Below are 22,538 nucleotides of genomic sequence, written 5' to 3'. Positions count from 1 at the left end.
CGCGTCAGCCAATGCCGCGTTGTATTGATAATCTCTTCGTTCACCGTTCAATCCTGTCTTCACCGCACGCCGCTTTCACGAGCAGAGCAGCGGTGGATGGCGCTGCACGCATGGGTCCGCAACCGGGGCCGAAAGTCTGACTCGCAGCGTAAATGCCCTCTACCAGTAACGCGAGGGAATCGGCAAGAAGTTGAGGGTCGGCCGCGCCCGCCGCGCTCGATAACTCCAGCAGGCGGCTAATCAGATACTGCTTGTTGTTCGCCACCGATACCCGCACCGGATGCTCACGATCTGCGAATTCGCAGGCCACGTTCACGAACGGACAGCCGCGATAATCCGGATTCGATGCCCGTTCTACAAGGTCAGTAATGCTCTGAACAAGGGCTTTGCCCGGTTGATCCGGATGTTTCGCGATACTGCGTTCGACCCGCTCCCGAAAGCGCGCGTCCATGCGCGTGAGATACGCCACCACGAGATCGTCTTTCGACGAAAACTGCCGGTACACGCTCATCTTGTTCACACCGGCGCGCTCAACGACCGCGTCCACGCTGATCGCCCGAATGCCATCGCGATAAAACAGCTGCTCAGCGGCGTCGAGCAATTGCTCCTGCGCGGTCGCGCCGTCCATGTGCCGGCGGACGGTTTTTTTATCGGCGACAGTGCCTTCATTCGATACGCGTACCACGGTCAAGTCCTTTACTTCCGAAGGGATTCTTGACATGTTACCGAGCAGTCACTAAGCTCGCAACCTAAATGTGACTGAGCGGTAACGTTCGTCGCCAGACAATCAGAAGAAACCGGAGCGAAGGATGAATTGGGCAGCCAGGCGGCTTTCGGGCCGCATGCATTACGCGTGGATATCGGTAGGCGTCGTGTTTCTTGTATTGCTCGCGGCCGCCGGCACGCGCGCGACACCCAGCGTCATGATGTTGCCGCTTGAGCAGCAATTCGGCTGGAGTCGCGCGACTATCTCGCTCGCGATTTCCATCAACCTGGCGCTGTATGGCCTGACCGGACCGTTCGCCGCCGCCGCGATGCAGCGTTTCGGCGTGCGCCCCACGTTGCTTGTCGCGCTTGGGGTGCTGGCGACGGGCGTGGGGTTGTCCACGCTGATGACCGCCCCGTGGCAGATGATCCTGGTGTGGGGCGTGCTGGTAGGCGGAGCCACCGGCGTCGCCGCTATCACGCTGGCGGCGACGGTAGTGAATCGCTGGTTCACGTCGCATCGCGGGTTGGCGATGGGGATTCTCACCGCCAGCTCGGCCACGGGTCAGCTCGTGTTCCTGCCCATGCTCGCGGCGATCACCGAGCGTTTCGGCTGGCGTCCCATGGTGCTGGTCGTGGCTGCGGCCGCTGCGGTGACATTGCCCCTGGTGGCGTGGCTGCTGCCCGAACGTCCGGCCGATCTCGTGCTGCGCCCGTTTGGTGACGCGCCTGATGCGCCGCCGCCCGTTCCCGTCGCGCAGAAGAATCCGATCACGCTCGCTTTCGGTACGCTGGGCATGGCGAGCAAGACGCGCGATTTCTGGTTGCTGGCGGGCAGCTTTTTTATCTGCGGCGCGAGTACGAACGGGTATATCGGCACGCATCTGATCGCAATGTGTGCCGATCACGGCATGACCGAAGTGCAGGGCGCGGGCCTTCTCGCCGCCATGGGCATTTTCGATCTCGTCGGCACCACGCTGTCCGGCTGGCTGTCCGACCGCTTCAACGCTCGCGTGTTGTTGTTCTGGTATTACGGCTTACGCGGGTTGTCGCTGATGTTCTTGCCGCACGCGTTTGGTATCGACTTCTATGGTTTGCCGATCTTCGCCGTGTTCTACGGGCTGGATTGGGTAGCAACCGTACCGCCGACTGTCCGGCTTGCTACCGACGTCTACGGCAAGGAGGCGGCGCCTATCGTATTTGGCTGGGTCGTGGCGGCGCATCAGCTCGGTGCGGCGTTTGCGGCGCTTGGGGGCGGCCTGCTGCGCGCGAGTCTCGGCACCTACACCGTCGCGACGATGATCTCCGGCAGCCTGTGTATTGTCGCGGCCGTGATGGTTTTACGGATCAACAAAGCGGCGCCGCGTTCGATGCAGGCAGTGGCGACCTGAGCCTGAAGCGACTGCTCGACGGCGTGCCGGTGGAGTAGCGCATTTGATGCCGCAGCACGTGTTTGCCAGCTTGGTTATTCTGATGGTCTCGCAGCGCGCATGTAAGTGCGCGCTGTCCGGATCAACCAACCTGGGACTGCCACATGACCGAAAAAATCGCACCTACTGAAGTCGCAATCGATGCGCTGCTGGCCGGCCGCTGGAGCCCGCGGGCGATATCGAACAAGGCGGTGAGCCGCGAGCAATTGCATAGCGTGCTGGAAGCCGCGCGCTGGGCGCCGTCTTCGTACAACATGCAGCCGTGGCGTTTTCTGACTTTTGATCGCAACCACGACGAAGCTGCTTTCCAGAAGGCTTTCGCCACGCTGGTGCCGTTCAACCAGGGGTGGAACGCGAATGTGCCGGTGCTGATTTGCGTGCTGGCGCAGACTTTGACACCTAAAGGCGATGTGAACCGCACTGCTCCGTACGATACGGGCGCGGCGGGTATGTCGCTGGTGCTCCAGGCACACGCCCTCGGCCTGGTCGCGCACCAAATGGCCGGTTTCGACATCAACGCGTTCCGCGAAGCGTTTTCACCGCCAGACGATGTAGAAGTGATCGCGATGATCGCATTGGGACATCACGGCGATCCCGCCTTGCTCGACGAAGTCCTGCTGGAGCGCGAAAACGCGCCACGCTCGCGCTCGGCGATCGGCGAAATCGCGTTCGATGGCGCTTGGGGCAACGCGTTCAAATAAGCGGTTTTAGCGGCTTCGAATGCTGGACAAGCGCGGTTGTCGGATCGACGCCGCGCGAGGCGGAGTGGATCGCAGCACCCTGCGCCGGGAGGTCGTTGACCTGAATCCCCAAAGCTCCGCGTTTTGGGGACTTTTTTTCGCTCGCATTGCTGAAACGTCGCCCTGCGAAACGCGGCGGTTTGTAGCCTCGGAGCTACGCGAACCCTCATTCATCCGCCGACGACAACGGCCGCGCCACATCCTCCAGGGACTTACGTTCCGCCGACACCCCCCAGACTCCGGCGGCAACCGCCGCCAGCACCATCAGCGCAGAACCGATCAGATAGCCCGTGAACACCGCGCCACGCTGATGTGTGTCTATGAGCCGGCCGAACAACGCGGGCCCCACAATGCCGCCCAGCGCCGTCCCAAAGGCATAGAAAATCGCAATGGCCAACGCGCGGATCTCGAGAGGAAAGGTTTCGCTGACGGTGAGATACGCGGAGCTCGCGGCCGACGATGCAAAAAAGAAGATCACCATCCAGGAAATAGTCTGCGTTGTGCTTGTCAGCCAACCCTGCTCGAACATATATCCGCTGATGGTCAGCAAAACACCCGACATCGCGTAGGTAAAGGCGATCATCTTGCGCCGGCCGAGGATATCGAAGAGCTTGCCGAGCATGATCGGCCCGAGGAAATTGCCGGCGGCAAAGGGCAACACATACCAGCCGATGTGATCCCCTGGCACGCCGTAGAAATCCGTCAGCACTAACGCGTAGGTGAAAAAGATCGCGTTATAGAAAAACGCCTGGGCGGTCATCAACGTCAATCCGACCAGCGAACGCCGCCTGTGCGAATGAAACAGCGAGTGGAACACTTCACTGAGTTTCGTGTGATCGCGGGCGTGCAGGCGCAGCGGCTTGACGGGATCGGTAGGCAACGTCACGCCATGTTCGCGAAACTTCGCCTCGATGCCTTCCACAATTTCCTTCGCCTCGTCTACGCGGTTATGCGTGATCAGCCAGCGCGGACTTTCGGGCACCCACATGCGCATGAAAAGGATCAGCAATCCCAGGATTGCGCCGATGAGAAAACACGCCCGCCAGCCATAATCAGGCGGCAGCAGGCCCGGATCGAGCAGCACGATCGAACCCGCCGCACCCAGCCCCGCGCCCACCCAGAAGGTGCCGTTGATCGCGAGGTCCGTCCAGCCGCGCACTCGGGCGGGGGTGAACTCCTGGATCGTGGAATTGATCGCGGTGTATTCGCCCCCGATCCCCGCGCCAGTCAGGAAGCGAAACAGCACAAAACTCGCGAGATTCCATGAAAAAGCCGTCGCCGCCGTGGCCGCCACGTACAAGAACAGAGTGATGAAAAAGAGCTTGCGACGGCCCAGCCGGTCCGTAAGCCAGCCAAAACCCAGCGCGCCGATCACGGCGCCCGCAATGTAGGCGCTGCCGGCGAACCCGACATCAGCGTTCGAAAACTTCAGCACGTGACTGGTTTTCAACGCGCTGGCCACCGCGCCGGCGAGTGTCACTTCGAGTCCGTCGAGCAGCCACGTAATCCCGAGTGCCAGCACAATCAGCGTATGAAACCGGCCCCACGGCAACCGGTCGAGTCTTCCGGGCAGATCGGTTTCAATGATTTTTGCCGGCGCTTCCTTTACTCCTTCAACTGCGCGGATCGTCGTGGTGTCGTTCATGCGTTTGGCCGGTAACGAGAGGAATGACCGGCTGCACGCGCCTCCGGCAAAGAGCATTAATTACCGGGTTTTAGAGCAAAATCCGTTCCCCCGATGATGTTTTTGATTGGCGGTTGATGTACTGCGCGTTACGTGCTAAAAACGCGCTCCACTTTTTGTTTGCGACGTCGGCGGCGTTTACGCTGCCGTCGCTCACCTCATGACCTATTGCGCGATCGATTTCGGCACGTCGAATTCAGCGGTCGCATTGCCCGACGGGGCATCGATCCGGCTCGCGCCGGTCGAAGGCAGCGCCACCACGCTGCCGACCGCTGTCTTTTTCAACACGGACGAGGACGAGCAAGCCTACGGGCGGGCCGCGCTCGAGTCTTACATCGACGGCTTCGACGGCCGCCTGATGCGCTCCATGAAGAGCATTCTCGGCTCCCCGCTGGCTGAGACGAGCACGGACCTGGGCGACGGGTCCGCGATCCGCTATGTCGACGTCATCACGCTGTTCCTGCAGCATCTGAAGCAGAAGGCGCAGGCTGTTTCGAGCACGCCGATCACGCGCGCAGTGCTGGGCCGCCCGGTATTTTTCGTCGATGACGATCCGCGTGCCGATCAGCTCGCCCAAAACCAGCTTCAGGCTGCGGCGCAGGCCATTGGTCTGACGGATATCCATTTCCAGTACGAACCGATAGCTGCCGCTTTCGACTACGAAGCGCGCCTGACGAAGGAGGGGCTGGTGCTGGTCGCGGATATCGGTGGCGGCACGTCGGACTTCTCGCTGGTGCGGGTGGGGCCGGAGCGCGCCAAGCTGCTCTCCCGAAAAGACGACGTGCTCGCGCATTACGGCGTCCATGTGGCCGGAACGGACTTCGACCGGCGTGTGGAACTCGCGACAATCCTGCGCGAACTCGGCTATCAGTCGATGGCGCCGGAAGGCCGTGAAGTGCCGAATCGCGTCTATTTCGACCTCGCTACGTGGCATTTGATCAACACGGTCTACGGGCCGAAACGCGTCAGCGAACTGCAGTTGATGCGGCATCTCTATAGCGACCAGAAGCACCACGACCGCCTGATGCGCGTGGTCGATCGCCGTCTCGGGCACGCGCTGGCGTCGCACGCCGAGGCCGCGAAAATTGAAGTGGCGGCGGGTGGCGAGACCACCATCGGCATGGAAGAGGTGGAAGACGCGCTGCGAATTGGCTTTAACGAGCAGCAACTTATCGACGCAGGGCTGGAAGAAACGCGGCGAATCGTGGCGGCAGCCCGGGAAACGGTGCATCGCGCGGGCGTGGCGCCCCAGGACGTCGGCGCGGTCTACTTCACCGGCGGATCGACCGGACTCGGCTTCCTATCGCAATCGCTCTCCAATGCGTTCCCGGAGGCCGAAGCAGTATTTGGCGACCGGCTGGCCAGCGTAGCGACCGGCCTCGGTATTTATGCGCGCCGGCTATTCGGTTGATAGGTATTACTGCTATTACCGTCCGGCCAGTCTTTTAAAGTAGTTTCTCATTAACTACTGATAAATCCGTGATGCAAAAAGAAAAACCCCGCGAGTGCGGGGTTTTCTGTCTGCTATTCAAGCGGCGTTAAAACTTAGGCCGGCTTGATGTTTGCAGCTTGCTTGCCTTTCGGGCCGGTCTTCACTTCGAAGCTAACCTTCTGGTTTTCCTGAAGCGTCTTGAAGCCTTCCACGCGAATTTCGGAGAAATGTGCGAACAGGTCTTCGCCGCCGCCGTCCGGCGTGATGAATCCAAAGCCCTTTGCGTCATTGAACCACTTGACGGTACCGGTTTCCATGTTACTTGTTCCTAAAGATGTTGAATAAGGCAGAAGCCCGAATGTGCATGAAAATCAAGGAAGGGGCAATGGGACCAACCGGAGTACCGTAATGGGCGAACTACGAAAGACCAATTCACTCGCCACTTGAAATCCTGCAAGAAGGTTTATACGGCGAATCAAACCCAAGGTCAAATAATATCCGACCGTAAGCAGGGTTTTTTTGAGTCACTTTTCGTGACCTTCGAATGTAATATTACAAAGCTTTCGGTAAATATTTTCAGTGCCTGTCGACTGAACCAAACCTCAGTCGTAACAGTTAGAGCGTGATCCGGGCGCACCCGTTAAACTACGCGCCAAGTTGGGGCAGGGCATGAATCTAGCTGATGGTTGTGCATTAATCCGCATAAGGTATTTGAAAGTTTACTGACTGAAGGAGACGGTGTGAAGAGTTCTATTCAACGGAACATTGGGCCGGTGGCGTTGCTGCTGACCGGCCTGGGGTCCATCATCGGCTCAGGCTGGCTATTCGGCGCCTGGAAAGCCGCCAAGATTGCAGGCCCCGCAGCAATCGTCGCTTGGGTTATTGGCGCAGTGGTCATACTTGCCATCGCACTGACTTATGCCGAACTCGGCGCAATGTTTCCGGAGTCTGGCGGAATGGTCCGGTATGCGCGCTATTCGCATGGCGCGCTGGTTGGATTCGTCAGTGCGTGGGCAAACTGGATTGCGATCGTCTCGGTCATTCCAATTGAGGCGGAAGCATCGATTCAATACATGAGTACCTGGCCATATTCATGGGCTCATGCGCTTTTTGTCGATGGATCGTTAACGCCGGTAGGGTTGATTTTGTCGGCTTTATTGGTAATCGTCTATTTCCTTTTGAATTATTGGGGCGTTAAATTATTCGCTCGCGCTAATTCGACAATCACTGTATTCAAGTTCATTATTCCCGGCGCAACTATTCTTGGTCTCATGCTGACCGGCTTTCATCGCGAAAACTTCGGTACGAGTTCGAGTTTCGCGCCTTATGGCTGGTCCGCAGTGCTGACTGCGGTTGCTACCAGCGGCATCGTATTCAGCTTTAACGGATTTCAGAGTCCCGTTAATCTCGCTGGAGAAGCGCGTAATCCGTCGAAGAGTATTCCATTCGCAGTGATTGGCTCGATCCTGCTCGCGCTCGTCATCTATGTGTTGTTGCAAGTCGCGTATATCGGCGCAGTGAGTCCTGGCGATGTACTGAAAGGCTGGAGTCATTTCAACTTCGCGTCGCCGTTCGCCGAACTGGCGCTGGCGCTTAATCTCAACTGGCTGGCGTTTCTTCTTTATGTCGATGCGTTCGTCAGCCCAAGCGGTACCGGCACGACCTACATGGCGACCACTTCGCGCATGATCTACGCAATGGAGCGCAACAACACGCTGCCGAAGATCCTGGGCCACGTTCATCCGCTCTTCGGCGTGCCGCGCCCGGCGATGTTCTTCAACCTGGGCGTCGCGTTCGTCTTCATGTTCTTCTTCCGCGGCTGGAGCTCGCTGGCGGCGGTGATTTCGGTCGCCACCGTGATTTCGTACCTGACTGGCCCAGTGAGCCTGATGGCGTTGCGCCGCGCGGCCACGGACCTGCACCGGCCGCTGATGATCAAAGGCATGTCGATCATCGCGCCGTTTGCGTTCGTGTGCGCGTCCGAGGTTTTGTACTGGGCAAAGTGGCCGCTGACCGGCGAAATCATCCTGTTGATGGTGGTCGCGTTGCCGGTGTATTTCTACTATCAGTCCAAAACCGGTTTTCACGAGTGGAGCGATGACCTCAGGGCAGCATGGTGGCTGATCGTGTATTTACCCGCGATGGCCCTTATTTCGCTGATCGGTAGCAAGGAATTCGGTGGACGCGGATTATTGCCGTACGGCTGGGATATGGCCTTGGTGGCCGTGATGGCGCTGGCGTTTTATTATTGGGGCGTGCAAAGCGGGTATCGGTCGCAATATCTCGACGAACGGGAAAGCCACGACGATATCCTCGCCGAGGTCGGCGCGTGATAACGAATTCGTAAAATTCCGCTATTCAATGAAAAAAACCCGCTTGAGCAATCAAGCGGGTTTTTTATTTCTGTTCGTGGCAAATCACCGCATTTTGTGGGGATTCAGGCATCGCCGAAAACGTAATTTGTCATGGCCAACGTTTTCTGAAATGTACCGAGCGACTGAATTCCCAGTTCAAAATCGTCGTCGGCGGAGCCTAGTGCGCCGAAAATTGGCAGCAGATGTTCGTCGGTGGGATGCATCAGCACGGCGTGCGGCGCCTGTTTCCGATAATCCAGCAAGGCTTCGATGTCCCGTTTTACCAGCCGATCCTCGAACCAGTCCGTGAATTCGGCCACGCGCGGATCGGCGTCTTCCGGCCGCGCGCTGAAATCCGCTGTCCGCAGATTGTGCGTGATCTGGCCGGAGCCCACGATCATCACGCCGTCATCTCTTAACGCCCGCAGCGCACGGCCGACGCGATAGTGGTGAGCCGGATCCAAGTGCGGTTGTATTGATAACTGCGCGACCGGAATCCCCGCGTCCGGAAACATCAGCAGTAGCGGCACCCACGCGCCGTGATCAAGACCGTGCTCCGTGATTGCCGAAGGAATACCCGCTTGGGTCAGCAGCGTTGCGGCTTGCTTGCCAAGTTCCGGCGCACCCGGCGCGCGGTACTGGATTTCGTACAGAGCGCGTGGAAAGCCGTAGAAATCGTGGATGGTCTCCGGACGCTCAGCAATGCTTGCGACCGGTTGCGCCGTGCCCCAGTGCGCGGAAAGCATGAGTATCGAACGCGGACGTTCGAAGCGCGTCGCGAAGGAGGCGAATTCAGCGGAAGGCATCGACGGGTCGATAGGCAGCGTCGGAGCACCGTGGGATATGAAAACGGTCGGAAGACGGGACATCGCAGCAACCTCAGAAAACAGCATTACCACGAATATATAGACCGTTGAACAGTTGATAAACAGCCGGCGAGGCAATGAATTGTCTCGCGGGTGTTGTTAATCGCTCGCGTGTTTCAATCCCGGCCAGGCTGCCGCGATTGGGCTTCCGAGCGCAAACATGTCGATCACGCGGTCGACCGTCTGATTGACCATTTCGTCGATAGAAGCCGGACGATGGTAGAACGCCGGCAGCGGCGGGAAAATTACGCCGCCCATCTCGGTGACCGAGGTCATATTGCGAAGATGGGCGAGATTGAACGGCGTTTCGCGCACCATCAACACCAGGCGGCGACGTTCTTTGAGCACGACGTCGGCGGCGCGGGTAATCAGATTGTCCGATAGCCCGAGCGCGATGCTCGCCAGCGTTTTCATCGAACAAGGCGCGACGATCATCCCGTCGGTGGCGAACGACCCGGATGCGATGCTCGCACCGACATCGCGAACGTTATGCACAACGTCCGCGAGCGCGTGGATGGCGGTTTTATCGAGATCCAGTTCGTGCTGGATGTTCAGCCAGCCCGCGTTGGAGACCAGCAAATGCGTTTCGACGCCACCCAGGCGACGCAGCGTTTCCAGCAGCCGGACGCCATAGATTGAACCCGTTGCCCCCGTGATGGCGACAATCAGCCGTCGCGGCACGGGCGCTGCGGGCGAAGAACGGGCGACGGACAATCTCAGGCAGCGGCGAACAATTGTTGCAGTTCGCCCGATTCGTACATTTCCATCATGATGTCCGAGCCGCCGACGAACTCACCGTTCACGTAAAGCTGCGGAATGGTCGGCCAGTTGGAGAATTCCTTGATGCCTTGGCGGACGCCCTCGTCTTCAAGGACGTTGACCGTCTTGATTTCGGTCACGCCGCAAGCCTTCAGTACCTGGATGGCGCGGCCTGAGAAACCGCACATGGGGAACTGCGCGGTGCCCTTCATGAACAGCACGACCGGTGCTCCTTCGACGATTTCTTTGATGCGTTCTTGCGTATCCATGGTCTTTCCTGCGAGGCGTTGTAATGCGGGGTTGATTTTGGGTCCAGCGGTGACGTATGCGCTACTTCAAGCGAAATTTCACACGCTAACGATTTGAAATGATAGCGGATTTCAATCGGGGCGGCTTGAGCCGGCCGGGATGGCTTTGTGGCCGTTTGATGCCGTTGCCAATGGGAGTCAAGCCGCGAAAAACCCGCCGCTGACACGTTCGATCCCAGCCAGGTCGCGCTGCGAGCGTACGTCGGACAAACCGCGTGCCGTCAGCAGCGCGCGTACATCGGCGGCCTGATCGTAGCCGTGTTCCAGCCAGAGCGAGCCGCCCGTCGCCAGGAAAAACGGCGCAGTCTGGATAATTGTGCGGATCGCGGCGAGGCCATCGGCTTCATCGGTGAGTGCCGTGCGCGGTTCGAAGCGCAGATCGCCTTCGGAAAGATGAGGATCGTTCTTCGCGATATACGGCGGATTGCTCACGATCATCTCGAAGCGCAGCGCGGGATCGAGCGCGCTGGTCCAGTCGCTTTCCAGCAGCGTGATGTTGCGCTCGGGACCCAGCAACCGTGAAGCATTCCGGGTGGCTACTGCAAGTGCTTCGGCAGATTGATCGACCGCCCAGACCTGAGCGTTGTCGCGGGAAAAAGCAATCGCCACAGCGATCGCGCCACTGCCCGTGCCGAGATCGAGCACTCGCGGAGCTTCGATCCCCGCCAGCTGTTCAAGCGCGATTTCCACGAGCAATTCGGTCTCTGGCCGCGGAATCAGCACAAGCGGCGTGACCTCGAACGCGAGTCCAAAAAACTCCCGCGTTCCCACGAGTTGCGCGATCGGTTCGCCCGCCGCGCGCCGTTGGGCCAGCGCGTCGAAGCGCCCGACGCTTTCTTCAGTCAGTTCCTCGTCGTCGCGCGTGATCAATTCGGTCCGCCGCCAGCCGAGCACGTGCTCCAGCAGGATCCGCGTTTCGAGCGCGGGAAGGGGAGACGCGCGCAATAATCCGGCGACCGTTGTCATTCCGAATCGCCCAGCGCCGCCAGCAACTCGGCCTGATGTTCGCTGACGAGCGCGGCCACCAGGTCGTCGATATCGCCATCCATGATCGCATCGAGCTTATACAGCGTCAGGTTGATCCGATGATCGGTCATCCGCCCTTGCGGAAAGTTATACGTGCGAATCCGTTCCGAACGATCGCCCGAACCAATCAGGCTCTTGCGCGTGGCCGCTTCCTTCGCGTGCTGCTCGTGATACTGCTTGTCCATGATCCGCGCGGCGAGCACCTTCAGCGCGCGATCTTTGTTCTTGTGCTGCGAGCGATCGTCCTGGCACTCCACCACGATCCCCGTCGGCAAATGCGTGACGCGCACGGCCGAATCGGTCTTGTTGATGTGCTGGCCGCCCGCGCCGGAAGCGCGGAAAGTATCAATACGCAGGTCCGCCGGATTGATCACCACTTCGCCAAGCTCGTCGGCTTCGGGCATCACCGCGACCGTGCACGCCGAGGTGTGAATGCGCCCCTGCGTTTCGGTCGCCGGCACCCGCTGTACGCGATGTCCGCCCGATTCGAACTTCAGCTTCGAGTACACGTTCTGGCCCGCGATCCGCACGATCACTTCTTTATAACCGCCGAGATCGGAGACGCTTTCGGACATCATCTCGACCGTCCAGCGATTGCGCTCGGCGTATCGAAGATACATGCGCAACAGGTCGCCCGCGAACAGCGCGGATTCATCACCGCCCGTGCCTGCCCGGATTTCGATGAAGATATTGCGGTCGTCGTTCGGATCTTTCGGCAGCAACATGGCTTGCAGATCGCGCTCGATAGCCACCATCCGCTCGCGTGCCTCGCCAATCTCTTCTTCGGCGAAATCACGCATGGACGGATCGGAGAGCAACTCCATGGCGGTGGTTTCGTCGTTTGACGCCTGCCGCCACAACGCGTATTGCTCCACGACTGGCCCAATTTCGGCGTTTTCCCGCGTGATCTTCCGATACTGATCCATATCGGCGGTCACATCTTCGCGGCTCATCAGGTCATTGAGTTCGGCCAGCCGGGTAGTCAGCTGGTCGAGCTTGTTTTGCATGCTCGTTTTCATGGAAGGCTGGAGCGAGGCTCCGAAGAAGACAGCGATCAGGAACGCGACCGCAAAGATGCTCGCATGCGGCGCAAAGCAGAAGAGACGAAAGAGGGGCGCTAAGTTTCCGACGGATCGTTCGATCCCGACGGATGGCCGTGCTTGTAAAGCCCGCCCATCAGGTCGACGAGCTGGTCGCGATTCTCACGGCTGGCACGGCTGAGCGCGTGCGTAGGGCCGTGGATCAGCTTATTGGTCAGCGATTGCGACAGCGCTTCGAGCACCGCGGCCGGGTCGTCGCCACGCGCGAGCATCTTGCGGGCGCGTTCGACTTCGGCGCGGCGCATTGCATCGGCTTGCGTGTGCATGTGGCGGATCACCGGCACGATGCTGCGTGCGTCGAGCCATTGCATGAAGTTCTGCACACGGGTGTCGATGATCGATTCCGCTTGCGCCACCGCTGCTTGGCGCGACGCGCTGCCTTCGCGCACGATCGCGCCGAGGTCATCGACGGTATAGAGGAATACGTCCTGCAGCTTGCCCACTTCAGGTTCGATGTCGCGCGGAACGGCGAGATCGACCATGAAAATCGGCCGATGGCGACGTGCCTTGACGGCCCGTTCCACCGCGCCGAGCCCGATGATCGGCAACGTGGATGCCGTGCACGACACGATGATGTCGAACTCGTGCATGCGCGCGGGCAGCTCGGAGAGGGGAATGGAACGGCCGTTGAAGCGTTCAGCGAGCTTTTCGCCGCGCTCGGCGGTGCGGTTCGCCACCACGAGCTCGCGTGGTTTTTGCGCGGCAAAGTGCGTCGCGCACAACTCGATCATTTCACCTGCGCCAATAAACAGCACGCGCTGACCCGAAATGTTTTCGAAGATGCGCTGCGCGAGACGCACCGCCGCGGCGGCCATGGAAACAGATTGCGCCCCAATTTCAGTTGTCGTGCGGACTTCCTTCGCGACGGCGAAGGTGCGCTGGAACAGCTGGTTCAGATAGGTGCCGAGCGCGCCGGCTTCGGACGCCGTGCGCACCGCGTCTTTCATCTGGCCGACAATCTGCGTCTCGCCGAGCACCATGGAATCAAGTCCCGAGGCAACGCGAAACGCATGCCGCACCGCTTCGGACTGCGGCAGCGCGTAGACGTGCGGCGCGAGTTCGGACACCGGCAGATTGTGATACTTGGACAGCCAATGGATGGCGGCGTCGCGGGCGGCTTTGTCGTCGGTGGCGCAATACAGCTCCGTGCGGTTGCACGTCGACAGGATCGCGGCCTCCGGCACCGCTTTCCCCAGCGGCCCCAGCCACAGGTCTTTCAGCGCGCCGAGCGCTGGTTTGATCTGTTCGAGCGGAAACGCCACGCGTTCGCGCAAGGCGACAGGCGCAGTGTGGTGGTTGATTCCGATCGCGAGGAGCTGCATGTTATGGGCCTGATCCGATGGCCTTGGGAACCTTGGAATTTAGCCCGATATTATAGCCTTTCGCGGATTCCTTCAGTCCCAGCCTGGAAACCCAAGCCAGACAAGCCGCCTGCAATGCCGTCCGCTTCAATCCGGTCCAGTTGGTAACCGTAGCCGTAGAGCGGCGTCAGGCGGTAACCGTTGTCCGGTCGAAGCAGCAATTTCGTGCGCAGACGGGACGCGTGGGTGTCCAGTGTCCGCGACGCCATGTCGCTCCCGCGCGGCCAGACCACTTCCATGATGTGCGCCCGCGACACGGCGCGCGACAGGTTCGTGAACAGCAACCGGGCGAAGCGGAATTCCTTCGGCGTGAGCAAGACCCGCACATCGGCGAAACTCACGCTCAATTCCGACGCGTTGAACCGATACTCGCCGAAATGCTCGGCGGCGGGCGTACGAACCGCGCTGCGGCGCGCCAGCACCTCAACGCGGGCGGCCAGTTCGACGCAGCGGACAGGTTTCGCGACGCAATCGTCGGCGCCGGCTTTCAGGCACGCGACCATGTCGGCCTCGCTCTGGCTCGCCGCGATCAACACAATGGGAAGTTGCGGCGCGAGTTGCCTGACCCGTTCGATGATTTCCGCGCCGATCATGTCGCGCGTTTCATTGGCGGCGATCAGCAAATCGAATGTGTCGTACCTCATCCGATCCAGCAACACGGGCGCGGTGGGGAAGAAATGGCAAAAATGGCCGTCCAGGACAAGCGTCCGGCGGATGAGTGCGGCGTGCTGAACGTCCGCGTCGATGATGGCGATTCGCATGATTTCCGACGCTGCCTCGCGCGTTGAGAGCAGGCCGGGCGGCGCGGCACTTGCTTGCCATCGCCATTCCAGCCCCCTAAACTCATCCGCTACGCTGCAAACGCCTTCCAGACCTTCTAGGTTTACAGAACCGAAAATGCTAGTTCACCAATCCGATTCAACCCATAGGTTTAGTCTTAATTCCGCTGGAACGCACCGCTAATGGGGTGGCCAGGGATCGTATTTCTCGGTTTGGTGGTCGGACTGGCCGGCTGGTGGCTGCATCCGTTGCGGCGTTTGATCTCAAAACCATTCGGCCGACTGTGGGCGGCGGGACTCGTCGGCATCGTGGCGGCCATGCTCGCAAAGATGCTCGGCAATATCACGGGCGCTTTCCACGATGGCGACTCCCTTGAGTGGCTAGCGTGCGCGCTGTTGGCGCTGGTCGCTGTGACCGTCACAGTGGGACTGGCGGCGCGGCGTTGATTCGCGGTTGATGTACCGTTGATTACGGTTCGACTGGTTCTACGTATCAAATAAATTCTGCAGGTGACTCCATGAACGATCGACTGAATTCCCCCGATGGCCAGACTTACGCCCGGCGTATCGAATTGCTGCGCGGCGCGATGGCGCGTGAGGCGCTGGCCGCCGTGCTGGTGCCGTCGTCGGACCCGCACATCTCCGAGTACCTGACGGAGCACTGGCAGGGGCGGCAGTGGCTCTCAGGGTTCACGGGCTCGGTTGGAACGTTGGTCGTGACCGCCGATTTCGCCGGCGTGTGGGTCGATAGCCGTTATTGGACGATGGCCGAGGCGCAACTGGCCGGGACCGGCATCGCGTTGATGAAGATGATGGCCGGGCAGCAGTCCGCCCCGCACGTGGACTGGCTCGCGGAGAACGTAGCGGCCGGCGAGACGGTTGCAGTCGATGGCGCCGTGCTCGGTGTCGCGGCGGCGCGGGCGTTGCAGGATGCGCTGACCGCACGCGGAATCGTATTGCGCACGGACCTGGATTTGCTCGATGCCGTCTGGCCGGAGCGGCCGGGTTTGCCATCGGAGAAGGTGTACGAACACGTCGCGCCCCAGGCGAGCGTCACGCGTCCTGAAAAGCTCGCGGAAGTGCGGCGCGTGATGCGCGAGAAGGGCGCGCAGTGGCATTTCATTTCGACGCTCGATGATCTCGCGTGGCTCTTCAATCTGCGCGGCGCCGACGTCACCTACAACCCCGTGTTCGTGGCGCATGCGTTGATCGGACTGGACGACGCTTCGCTGTTCGTCGGCGATGGCAAGATTTCCGCCGATCTCAAGGCGTCGCTGCTGAAGGAGAAAGTGCGCGTCGAGCCGTATTCCTCCGTCGCCAATGCTCTTGCCGCGCTGCCCGCCGGTTCTACGCTGCTGATCGATCCGCGCCGGATTACGTTCGGCTCGCTCGAGAAAGTGCCGGCTGAAGTGAAGATTGTGGAGGCGGTGAATCCGTCGACGTTCGCCAAGTCGCGCAAGACTGCCGCCGACGCCGCGCACATCCGCGCGACGATGGAACAGGACGGCGCGGCGCTCGCCGAGTTCTTCGCATGGTTCGAAGATACGCTCGGGCGCGAGACGATCACGGAACTGACTATCGACGAAAAATTGACGGCTGCGCGTGCGCGTCGGCCAGGGTTCGTCACGTTAAGCTTTGCGACTATCGCCGGCTTCAATGCGAATGGCGCGATGCCGCATTACCGCGCGACCGAAGCCTCACATTCGGTGATCGAAGGCAATGGCTTGTTGCTGATCGATTCAGGCGGCCAGTACCTCAGCGGTACGACGGATATCACGCGCGTTGTACCTATCGGCACGATTACGGCTGAGCACAAACGTGATTTCACCATTGTGCTGAAGGGGACGATCGCGTTGTCGCGGGCGCATTTCCCGCGCGGCATTCGCTCACCGATGCTCGATGCCATCGCCCGCGCGCCCATTTGGGAAGCTGGCGCGGACTACGGACACGGCACAGGGCATGGCGTCGGGTATTTCCTGAATGTGCACGAAGGCCCGCAGGTCATCTCGCACTACGCGCCGGCCGAGCCGTACACGGCGATGGAAGACGGCATGATCACGTCGATTGAACCGGGGCTTTATCGGCCGGGGAAATGGGGTGTTCGCATCGAAAACCTCGTCATGAACGAGCCCGCCGGCAAAACCGACTTCGGCGATTTCCTCAAGTTCGAAACGCTGACGCTGTGTCCTGTCGACACACGCTGCATCGACCTGACTTTGCTGCGCGACGACGAACGCGCGTGGCTCAACGACTATCACGCCACGGTTCTCGAACGGGTCTCGCCGCATGTGTCCGGCGCGGCGAAAACGTGGCTCGAAAAACGCACGCAAGCAATCTGAACGGAGCGCTGCATGACAATCAGCGAACGAATGGCGATCAAGGCAGTAGTGTTTGATTTCGGCGGCGTGTTGATCGACTGGAATCCGGAGTATGTGTACAGCCGCCTGATTCCCGATGCCACCGAACGGCGCTGGTTCATGGACAACGTTGTGCATATGAACTGGGTGCTGCAGCAGGACGCAGGGCAAACCATCGCCGACGGCAATGCCGAATTGATCGCCAGGTTCCCTGAACACGAAGCCCTGATCCGCGCGTTTTACGAACGCTGGCAGGAGATGGTGGGAGGCGTGCTGGAAGATGGCGTCGCACTGGTCGACAAGCTCGAGGCCGCGAAAGTACCGCTGTTCGGACTTACCAACTGGTCCGCTGAAACGTTCCCCTGGGCTTGGGAACGGTTCCCGGTGCTGCAGCGTTTTCGCGAGGTCGTTGTGTCGGGGCGTGTGTTGGTCGCAAAACCCGATCCAGCGATTTTCGCGTTGATGTGGACCGAGATTGAAAAGCATCTTCCGGGCATCCAGCCGCAGGAAGTTGTTTTTATCGATGACAACGCGAAGAACATTCAGGCCGCCACCACGCTTGGCTGGAATGCCGTGCATCACACGAATGCCGAGCAGACCGAAGCGCGCTTGAGGGTGCTCGGTTTGCCCGTGTAATCACTTTCCAAACAGATGCTTCAGCGTGTCGCCGATGCTCTTGACTACGCCGCCGGCGTTCTTGGCCACGCCTTCGGTGTTCACGCCGACAATCTTGGCGAAGCCCTCCGCGAGCTTGTTCATCAAGCTCTCGTTGAGCGAGAACTTCGGGTCGCGCAGATCGCCGTCCAGCTCGAAGTCCAGCTTGATCTGATCGTGATTTTTCAACGCCGCGACCGCGAGCTTTGTCGGAATGCTGAGAAACGTGTCGAGTGGATTGCCGTTATCCGATAACTGCAACCGGTTCAGCACGACGGAACCCGGCGCGTGGATGCGGTAGTCGTGCACGGTGGCGTCGAGCGTGAGGTCGAGCGTGCCGCCCGTGATGGTGGTCCTCGCGCCCGCTTTCCTCAGCAGATACGGATCGAGCGTAGCAATGTCGACATTGCGCAAGGTCGTGTGCGTCTGCGAATCCTTGTTTGCGATCTTTATCCAGCCATTGAACGCGACTGTGCCCGTGTGCGACGGCCCTTTGATCGACCCGGTCATGTCGAGCTTGGTCGGATCGGTGAGCGCAGGAAGATGCAGGTTGTCGACGTTGGCCCGCGCGTCGGCAATCAGGATCCTGTAGGGCGGCTTTTGCACGGATTCATCGAAGAATTCCATTGCGCCGCGCTCGAACGTCACGTGATCGATCAGCCGGTCTTCTTGCGCGTGCGCCGCAGCTTCGCTTGAGCTTGCCTGGGCCTCGCGTGTTGACTGCCGGAGATTGGGCAGCAACTCGACGCGGCCATCGGCGAAACGGGCGACGGAGAGATAAAAACCATCCACCGTCACATGGCGCAGATGCACGCGATTGCTCAGGAGGGAGCGCATGTCGACGTTCAGCGTCACGCGCTCGGCTCGCAGCGTGTCGTCCGTGGGCCAGCCTTGCGGGCCCCGCAGGCGCACGCGGCTCAACGTGATCCGCGCATAACCCACATCGATATCTTCCACCGAGCCGAGCGGCCCTAGCGTTTCAAGCACGCGCGCCTTCATTTCATGCGCAACGAGAAACCCGCCGCCGACAACTGCCAACAGCAACACCACGATGACCACGCCCGCCCACAGCGCGACGCGTCGCGCCTTTGTACCCGCCATCCCGATGTCCCCCATCCAAGCCGCGCGCGGGCGGCGATTTGGTGCGTTGTTGTTGGCCGCTGGCCGTGTTTATCGGACGATTGGCTTGTAGCGCAGGCGTTTCGGCTTCGCCGCTTCTTCGCCCAGACGATTGCGCTTGTCGGCTTCGTACTCTTGATAGTTGCCGTCGAAGAAGGTCACTTGCGAATCGCCTTCAAACGCGATGATGTGCGTCGCGATCCGGTCGAGGAACCAGCGATCATGCGAGATCACCATCACCGATCCGGCGAATTCCAGCAACGCGTCTTCGAGCGCGCGCAGCGTTTCAACGTCCAGGTCATTCGACGGCTCGTCCAGCAACAGCACGTTGCCGCCTTCAATCAGCGTCTTCGCCAGATGCAGGCGGCCACGTTCACCGCCTGACAACGCGCCGACGGTCTTCTGCTGATCGCCGCCCTTGAAGTTGAAGCGGCCGATATACGCCCGCGACGGCGTTTCGTACTTGCCGACCGTCAATACGTCCGCACCGCCCGAAATCTCTTCGAACACAGTCTTGCCGGCGTTAAGCGCATCGCGGCTTTGATCCACGTACGCCAGCTTGACCGTCGGACCCGTGACGATTTCACCTGAATCCGGTTGTTCCTTACCCGTGAGCATGCGGAACAACGTGGATTTCCCTGCGCCATTCGGCCCGATAATTCCGACAATCGCGCCGGCCGGGATCTTCATGTTGAGGTTATCGATCAGCAAACGGTCGCCATAAGCCTTGCTCACGTTCTTGAACTCGATCACTTCATTGCCCAGCCGGTCGCCGACGGGGATGAAAATTTCCTGCGTTTCATTGCGCTTCTGGTATTCCTGGCTGTTGAGTTCCTCGAAGCGCGCGATACGGGCCTTCGATTTCGCCTGGCGTCCCTTCGGGTTTTGGCGCACCCATTCCAGTTCTTTCTTCAACGCTTTCTGACGCGCCGATTCCGTCGATTCTTCCTGCTTCAGCCGATCCTGCTTCTGGTCAAGCCAGCTGCTGTAGTTACCCTTCCACGGAATGCCGTGGCCGCGGTCGAGTTCGAGAATCCACTCGGCGGCGTTATCGAGGAAATAGCGATCGTGGGTGACCGCCACGACCGTACCCGGATAGCGCGTCAGGAACTGTTCCAGCCAATCCACCGATTCGGCGTCCAAGTGGTTGGTTGGTTCGTCGAGCAGCAGCATGTCGGGCTTTTGCAGCAGCAATTTGCAGAGCGCCACACGACGCTTTTCGCCGCCCGACAAGTGTTCGATTTTCGCGTCCCACGCGGGCAGGCGCAGCGCGTCGGCGGCGACTTCAAGTTGTTGCTCGGGCGTGCCGCCGTCGCTCGTCGCGAGGATGGCTTCGTATTTGGCTTGCTCGGCGGCGAGGGCATCGAAGTCGGCGTCGGGTTCCGCGTACGCCGCGTAGATGGCGTCGAGCTTTTTCTGCGCGCTGAAGACTTCGCCGAGGCCGTCTTCAACCGCTTCGCGCACCGTTTGCTGCGGATTGAGTTGCGGTTCCTGCGGCAAGTAGCCGATGTTCAGGTTCGGCATCGGCGTGGCTTCGCCTTCGATTTCCTTGTCGACGCCCGCCATGATGCGGATCAGGGTCGACTTGCCGGAACCGTTCAGGCCGAGCAGGCCGATCTTGGCGCCGGGGAAAAACGACAGCGAGATATCTTTCAGGATCTGGCGCTTGGGCGGCACGATCTTGCCGACGCGGTTCATGGTGAAGACGTATTGGGCCATTTGCGGGTTCGGTTGTCTTGAGGTTGACGGATGTCGGTTTTACGGCGGGCTTCGGCCGGGCGGATGTCGGTTTTTAAGCCTCCGCCGGGAAACCCCTGAATTCAGTACGCGACGATGCGTTTCCCGCAGCGCGCGGGAAGTGACGACATTGTACTTCGATGGATATGGCTGCCTGCGGCTCTCGCCTGAGTGTGCCGAGCATTGTCAGCGCCAGGCTGCGACGCCGCCATGCCGCGAACACGTGCCGCTGCGATGCCGGCTGAAGCTCCATGTTCCGTCGCGGCATTGAGCCGTGGCGCCGTCGGGCGCCTGGCCCGAACGCGAACGCGCTGGAGAGTGGACGGTTTCACCGTCGTGATTGCGATAGGTCTGGTGGTTATCGAGGTCGGACTCGTTCGGGGCGGAGTAGGCGTAGGCGAACGAGGTGGAGGAACTGAGCGCGAGGGCGGCCGCGAGGAGGATCGAGGCGGTGCGGTGATATAAATGTGTCGTCATTGTTTTTGTTTTGGACGCAAAGGATGTCATCGACTTCGCGCTGGCTACCTGAGCTGAGGTCGACCATGTTCCTGACGTCAGGAACATGGTCTGCGGCGCCATGCCCCGACGTTCGCAGGCAATCTCGGCTTTTCGCGACCTTGACGAAGTTTTCACACTTCGCATACCCAAGCAGATGCAGAAGGTTGCCGATGAGCCAGAACTCGACAGCGTTACTTGTCTGCTGGGCGTGCGTCGCCTGTTTCGGATTGACGGAGATTGGGAGATGTATCTGATGACGACGAAAACTCATACCAGACACCTCGACCAGCCCCGTGCTGCCCGAGATGCCCGTGTTCCACCAACGCACGCAGGTGCTGCTTGAGCGTATTGCGACTACCGCCAGTGAGTCGAATCGCATCGCCCATCGTGATGCGCCCATGCTCCCGCGCGAACTCGACAATGTGCAGTGAGAGTTCTGGCAGCGCGGCCAGCACCACCTTCTCGCGCTCCACTTTGTGGTTAAGACGCCGAACCTGTTCCGCCAACGCGCGCAGGAAGAAGACAAGCCAAGGTCGCCAGTTTGGAGACTCGGTTCGGATGGTTCCTTGTGTCTGCCGTAGCGCGAGGTAGTACGCTTCCTTGCTCAGCTCAATGACACTTTCGAGTGAGCTGTAGGGTACGTAAGCGTAGCCCGCATGCAGGAGTAGCAAGGTGGTCAACACACGGCTCAAGCGGCCGTTGCCGTCCTGAAAAGGGTGGATTTCCAGAAAAACAACGACCCAAATGCCGATGAGGAGCAGGGGATGAAGTCGAGCGGCGGCGCTCTCGTCGTTGAACCATGTGACCAGCTCGGTCATCAAGCGCGGCGTGTCGAAGGGCGTCGCGGTTTCGAACACTACGCCTAGCTGCTTGCCATCCTCATCGAAGGCGACCACGCTGTTTGTAGAAGTCTTGTAGTTGCCCCGATGCCAAGCGTCTTTCTCGCTGTACGTTAGCAGGTCGCGGTGCAGTTGTCTGATGTGGTTCTCGGTGAGCGTGATGGCTCGCCAGGACGAAAACACCAGTTCCATGACCTCGGCGTAGCCAGCCACCTCCTGCTCGTCGCGTGTCGCGAACGACTTGATCTGCAGGTTGGACAAAAGTCGCTCGACCTGCCGGTCCGACAGCGTGCTGCCCTCGATACGGGTGGACGAACCGATGCTTTCGATAGTAGCCACCCGACGCAATGCCGAGAGTCGATCGGGCGCCAAGGTACCAAGCGCGCGCCAAGCGCCCTTGAACTCATCGACACCGGCGATGAGGTTGAGGATTTCAGGTGTTATCTGGACGGTATGGGATCGGATCATTTGAACCAATAATACACCCATTTACACCCATTTATGTCCGCTAAGTCGGGCGCCCCCGTCGCCGATGCTTAGCCCGTTATTCAATCCATTTACGCCTATTTCGTTCAGGGTCAGACGTTAAACAAGAAATTCATCACGTCGCCGTCGTGTACGACATATTCCTTCCCTTCGGCCCGCATCTTCCCGGCTTCCTTTGCGCCTTGCTCACCTTTGAACGCGACGAAGTCATCGAAGGCAATCGTCTGCGCGCGAATAAACCCGCGCTCGAAGTCCGTGTGAATTGCGCCGGCGGCCTGAGGCGCGGTGTCGCCGATATGAATCG

Annotated in this window: 22 protein-coding genes; 7 read left to right on the top strand and 15 right to left on the bottom strand. The window is 60.1% G+C overall.

Going from position 1 to position 22,538, the window contains the following annotated elements; genetic code table 11:
• Window positions 1-40: 40 nt before the first annotated feature.
• Window positions 41-628, bottom strand: a complete 588-nt coding sequence (locus JWR14_RS28530) for a TetR/AcrR family transcriptional regulator (protein WP_299715677.1) — start codon at window positions 626-628, stop codon at window positions 41-43.
• Window positions 629-809: 181 nt separating this feature from the next.
• Between JWR14_RS28530 and JWR14_RS28525 the strand changes: the two genes are divergently transcribed.
• Window positions 810-2,096 carry an MFS transporter gene (locus JWR14_RS28525; RefSeq protein WP_299715671.1) on the top strand — a complete coding sequence of 429 codons (1,287 nt, stop codon included), beginning with the start codon at window positions 810-812 and terminating at the stop codon, window positions 2,094-2,096.
• Window positions 2,097-2,239: 143 nt separating this feature from the next.
• Complete coding sequence (locus tag JWR14_RS28520) at window positions 2,240-2,836, top strand: nitroreductase family protein (RefSeq protein ID WP_299715668.1); 597 nt, start codon at window positions 2,240-2,242, stop codon at window positions 2,834-2,836.
• A 205-nt stretch (window positions 2,837-3,041) separates the two neighbouring features.
• Here the strand turns inward: JWR14_RS28520 and JWR14_RS28515 are convergent, their stop codons facing one another.
• Window positions 3,042-4,520: an MFS transporter gene (locus JWR14_RS28515; RefSeq protein WP_299715665.1), complete on the bottom strand. Its 1,479-nt coding sequence runs from the start codon at window positions 4,518-4,520 to the stop codon at window positions 3,042-3,044.
• Between the two features lie 199 nt (window positions 4,521-4,719).
• Here JWR14_RS28515 and JWR14_RS28510 point away from each other — a divergent pair, with 199 nt between their 5' ends.
• Window positions 4,720-5,970: an Hsp70 family protein gene (locus JWR14_RS28510; protein ID WP_299715662.1), complete on the top strand. Its 1,251-nt coding sequence runs from the start codon at window positions 4,720-4,722 to the stop codon at window positions 5,968-5,970.
• Window positions 5,971-6,104: 134 nt separating this feature from the next.
• Here the strand turns inward: JWR14_RS28510 and JWR14_RS28505 are convergent, their stop codons facing one another.
• Window positions 6,105-6,308: a cold-shock protein gene (locus JWR14_RS28505; RefSeq protein ID WP_158937752.1), complete on the bottom strand. Its 204-nt coding sequence runs from the start codon at window positions 6,306-6,308 to the stop codon at window positions 6,105-6,107.
• Between the two features lie 423 nt (window positions 6,309-6,731).
• On the opposite strand from JWR14_RS28505, the gene JWR14_RS28500 reads away from it, so the two are divergent.
• Window positions 6,732-8,324, top strand: coding sequence for an APC family permease (locus JWR14_RS28500; RefSeq protein WP_299715657.1), 1,593 nt, complete (start codon window positions 6,732-6,734; stop codon window positions 8,322-8,324).
• A gap of 104 nt (window positions 8,325-8,428) precedes the next feature.
• Here the strand turns inward: JWR14_RS28500 and JWR14_RS28495 are convergent, their stop codons facing one another.
• From JWR14_RS28495 to JWR14_RS28465, 7 genes are all read right to left on the bottom strand, one after another.
• Window positions 8,429-9,214: a class III extradiol ring-cleavage dioxygenase gene (locus tag JWR14_RS28495; protein ID WP_299715654.1), complete on the bottom strand. Its 786-nt coding sequence runs from the start codon at window positions 9,212-9,214 to the stop codon at window positions 8,429-8,431.
• 96 nt (window positions 9,215-9,310) lie between these two features.
• The gene (locus tag JWR14_RS28490; protein ID WP_299715651.1) at window positions 9,311-9,892 is read right to left on the bottom strand and encodes a UbiX family flavin prenyltransferase; all 582 of its coding nucleotides are present in this window, start codon (window positions 9,890-9,892) and stop codon (window positions 9,311-9,313) included.
• A gap of 35 nt (window positions 9,893-9,927) precedes the next feature.
• Window positions 9,928-10,239, bottom strand: coding sequence for a Grx4 family monothiol glutaredoxin (gene grxD / locus JWR14_RS28485; RefSeq protein WP_299715648.1), 312 nt, complete (start codon window positions 10,237-10,239; stop codon window positions 9,928-9,930).
• 177 nt (window positions 10,240-10,416) lie between these two features.
• Window positions 10,417-11,244, bottom strand: a complete 828-nt coding sequence (prmC, locus tag JWR14_RS28480; RefSeq protein WP_299715645.1) for a peptide chain release factor N(5)-glutamine methyltransferase — start codon at window positions 11,242-11,244, stop codon at window positions 10,417-10,419.
• Entirely contained in the window at window positions 11,241-12,323 is a 1,083-nt protein-coding gene (gene prfA / locus JWR14_RS28475) for a peptide chain release factor 1 (protein WP_299715642.1), read from the bottom strand. The genes prmC and prfA overlap by 4 nt, the downstream gene beginning before the upstream one ends.
• Before the next feature lie 98 nt (window positions 12,324-12,421).
• A complete protein-coding gene (hemA, locus tag JWR14_RS28470) occupies window positions 12,422-13,726 on the bottom strand; it encodes a glutamyl-tRNA reductase (protein WP_299715639.1) in 1,305 nt (434 codons plus the stop codon).
• A 50-nt stretch (window positions 13,727-13,776) separates the two neighbouring features.
• On the bottom strand, window positions 13,777-14,526 hold the full coding sequence (locus tag JWR14_RS28465; RefSeq protein ID WP_299715637.1) for a response regulator transcription factor: 750 nt from the start codon (window positions 14,524-14,526) through the stop codon (window positions 13,777-13,779).
• Window positions 14,527-14,727: 201 nt separating this feature from the next.
• On the opposite strand from JWR14_RS28465, the gene JWR14_RS28460 reads away from it, so the two are divergent.
• From JWR14_RS28460 to JWR14_RS28450, 3 genes are all read left to right on the top strand, one after another.
• On the top strand, window positions 14,728-14,991 hold the full coding sequence (locus JWR14_RS28460) for a hypothetical protein (RefSeq protein ID WP_299715634.1): 264 nt from the start codon (window positions 14,728-14,730) through the stop codon (window positions 14,989-14,991).
• A 71-nt stretch (window positions 14,992-15,062) separates the two neighbouring features.
• Window positions 15,063-16,883 (top strand): aminopeptidase P family protein, encoded by a 1,821-nt coding sequence (locus JWR14_RS28455; RefSeq protein ID WP_299715631.1) that lies wholly within the window; start codon window positions 15,063-15,065, stop codon window positions 16,881-16,883.
• Between the two features lie 30 nt (window positions 16,884-16,913).
• On the top strand, window positions 16,914-17,537 hold the full coding sequence (locus JWR14_RS28450) for an HAD family phosphatase (protein ID WP_299715674.1): 624 nt from the start codon (window positions 16,914-16,916) through the stop codon (window positions 17,535-17,537).
• On the opposite strand, the gene JWR14_RS28445 is transcribed toward JWR14_RS28450, so the two are convergent.
• From JWR14_RS28445 to JWR14_RS28425, 5 genes are all read right to left on the bottom strand, one after another.
• Window positions 17,538-18,656, bottom strand: coding sequence for a DUF748 domain-containing protein (locus JWR14_RS28445; protein WP_299715628.1), 1,119 nt, complete (start codon window positions 18,654-18,656; stop codon window positions 17,538-17,540). It lies immediately after the preceding gene.
• Window positions 18,657-18,725: 69 nt separating this feature from the next.
• A complete protein-coding gene (gene ettA, locus JWR14_RS28440; protein ID WP_299715625.1) occupies window positions 18,726-20,393 on the bottom strand; it encodes an energy-dependent translational throttle protein EttA in 1,668 nt (555 codons plus the stop codon).
• Window positions 20,394-20,597: 204 nt separating this feature from the next.
• Complete coding sequence (locus JWR14_RS28435) at window positions 20,598-20,888, bottom strand: DUF3761 domain-containing protein (protein ID WP_299715622.1); 291 nt, start codon at window positions 20,886-20,888, stop codon at window positions 20,598-20,600.
• A 212-nt stretch (window positions 20,889-21,100) separates the two neighbouring features.
• Window positions 21,101-22,237: a Fic family protein gene (locus JWR14_RS28430; RefSeq protein ID WP_299715619.1), complete on the bottom strand. Its 1,137-nt coding sequence runs from the start codon at window positions 22,235-22,237 to the stop codon at window positions 21,101-21,103.
• A gap of 89 nt (window positions 22,238-22,326) precedes the next feature.
• The coding region (locus JWR14_RS28425) for a DUF933 domain-containing protein (RefSeq protein WP_299715616.1) at window positions 22,327-22,538 on the bottom strand (212 nt) is incomplete at its 5' end.

Origin of the sequence: Caballeronia sp. (assembly GCF_028292365.1) — a bacterium.
GTDB lineage: Bacteria > Pseudomonadota > Gammaproteobacteria > Burkholderiales > Burkholderiaceae > Caballeronia.
The sequence above is the reverse complement of the archived record's forward strand: the minus strand, read 5'-3'. Positions and strand labels throughout refer to the sequence as shown.

Coding starts and splice junctions, on each gene's coding strand:
- JWR14_RS28460 (WP_299715634.1), top strand. CDS start 14,728: ATGGGGTGGCCAGGGATCGTATTTCTCGGTTTGGTGGTCGGACTGGCC.
- JWR14_RS28510 (WP_299715662.1), top strand. CDS start 4,720: ATGACCTATTGCGCGATCGATTTCGGCACGTCGAATTCAGCGGTCGCA.
- JWR14_RS28495 (WP_299715654.1), bottom strand. CDS start 9,214: ATGTCCCGTCTTCCGACCGTTTTCATATCCCACGGTGCTCCGACGCTG.
- JWR14_RS28530 (WP_299715677.1), bottom strand. CDS start 628: ATGGACGGCGCGACCGCGCAGGAGCAATTGCTCGACGCCGCTGAGCAG.
- JWR14_RS28450 (WP_299715674.1), top strand. CDS start 16,914: ATGGCGATCAAGGCAGTAGTGTTTGATTTCGGCGGCGTGTTGATCGAC.
- JWR14_RS28515 (WP_299715665.1), bottom strand. CDS start 4,520: ATGAACGACACCACGACGATCCGCGCAGTTGAAGGAGTAAAGGAAGCG.
- JWR14_RS28455 (WP_299715631.1), top strand. CDS start 15,063: ATGAACGATCGACTGAATTCCCCCGATGGCCAGACTTACGCCCGGCGT.
- JWR14_RS28445 (WP_299715628.1), bottom strand. CDS start 18,656: ATGGCGGGTACAAAGGCGCGACGCGTCGCGCTGTGGGCGGGCGTGGTC.
- ettA (WP_299715625.1), bottom strand. CDS start 20,393: ATGGCCCAATACGTCTTCACCATGAACCGCGTCGGCAAGATCGTGCCG.
- hemA (WP_299715639.1), bottom strand. CDS start 13,726: ATGCAGCTCCTCGCGATCGGAATCAACCACCACACTGCGCCTGTCGCC.
- JWR14_RS28430 (WP_299715619.1), bottom strand. CDS start 22,237: ATGGGTGTATTATTGGTTCAAATGATCCGATCCCATACCGTCCAGATA.
- JWR14_RS28435 (WP_299715622.1), bottom strand. CDS start 20,888: ATGACGACACATTTATATCACCGCACCGCCTCGATCCTCCTCGCGGCC.
- grxD (WP_299715648.1), bottom strand. CDS start 10,239: ATGGATACGCAAGAACGCATCAAAGAAATCGTCGAAGGAGCACCGGTC.
- JWR14_RS28465 (WP_299715637.1), bottom strand. CDS start 14,526: ATGCGAATCGCCATCATCGACGCGGACGTTCAGCACGCCGCACTCATC.
- JWR14_RS28520 (WP_299715668.1), top strand. CDS start 2,240: ATGACCGAAAAAATCGCACCTACTGAAGTCGCAATCGATGCGCTGCTG.
- JWR14_RS28505 (WP_158937752.1), bottom strand. CDS start 6,308: ATGGAAACCGGTACCGTCAAGTGGTTCAATGACGCAAAGGGCTTTGGA.
- prmC (WP_299715645.1), bottom strand. CDS start 11,244: ATGACAACGGTCGCCGGATTATTGCGCGCGTCTCCCCTTCCCGCGCTC.
- JWR14_RS28525 (WP_299715671.1), top strand. CDS start 810: ATGAATTGGGCAGCCAGGCGGCTTTCGGGCCGCATGCATTACGCGTGG.
- prfA (WP_299715642.1), bottom strand. CDS start 12,323: ATGAAAACGAGCATGCAAAACAAGCTCGACCAGCTGACTACCCGGCTG.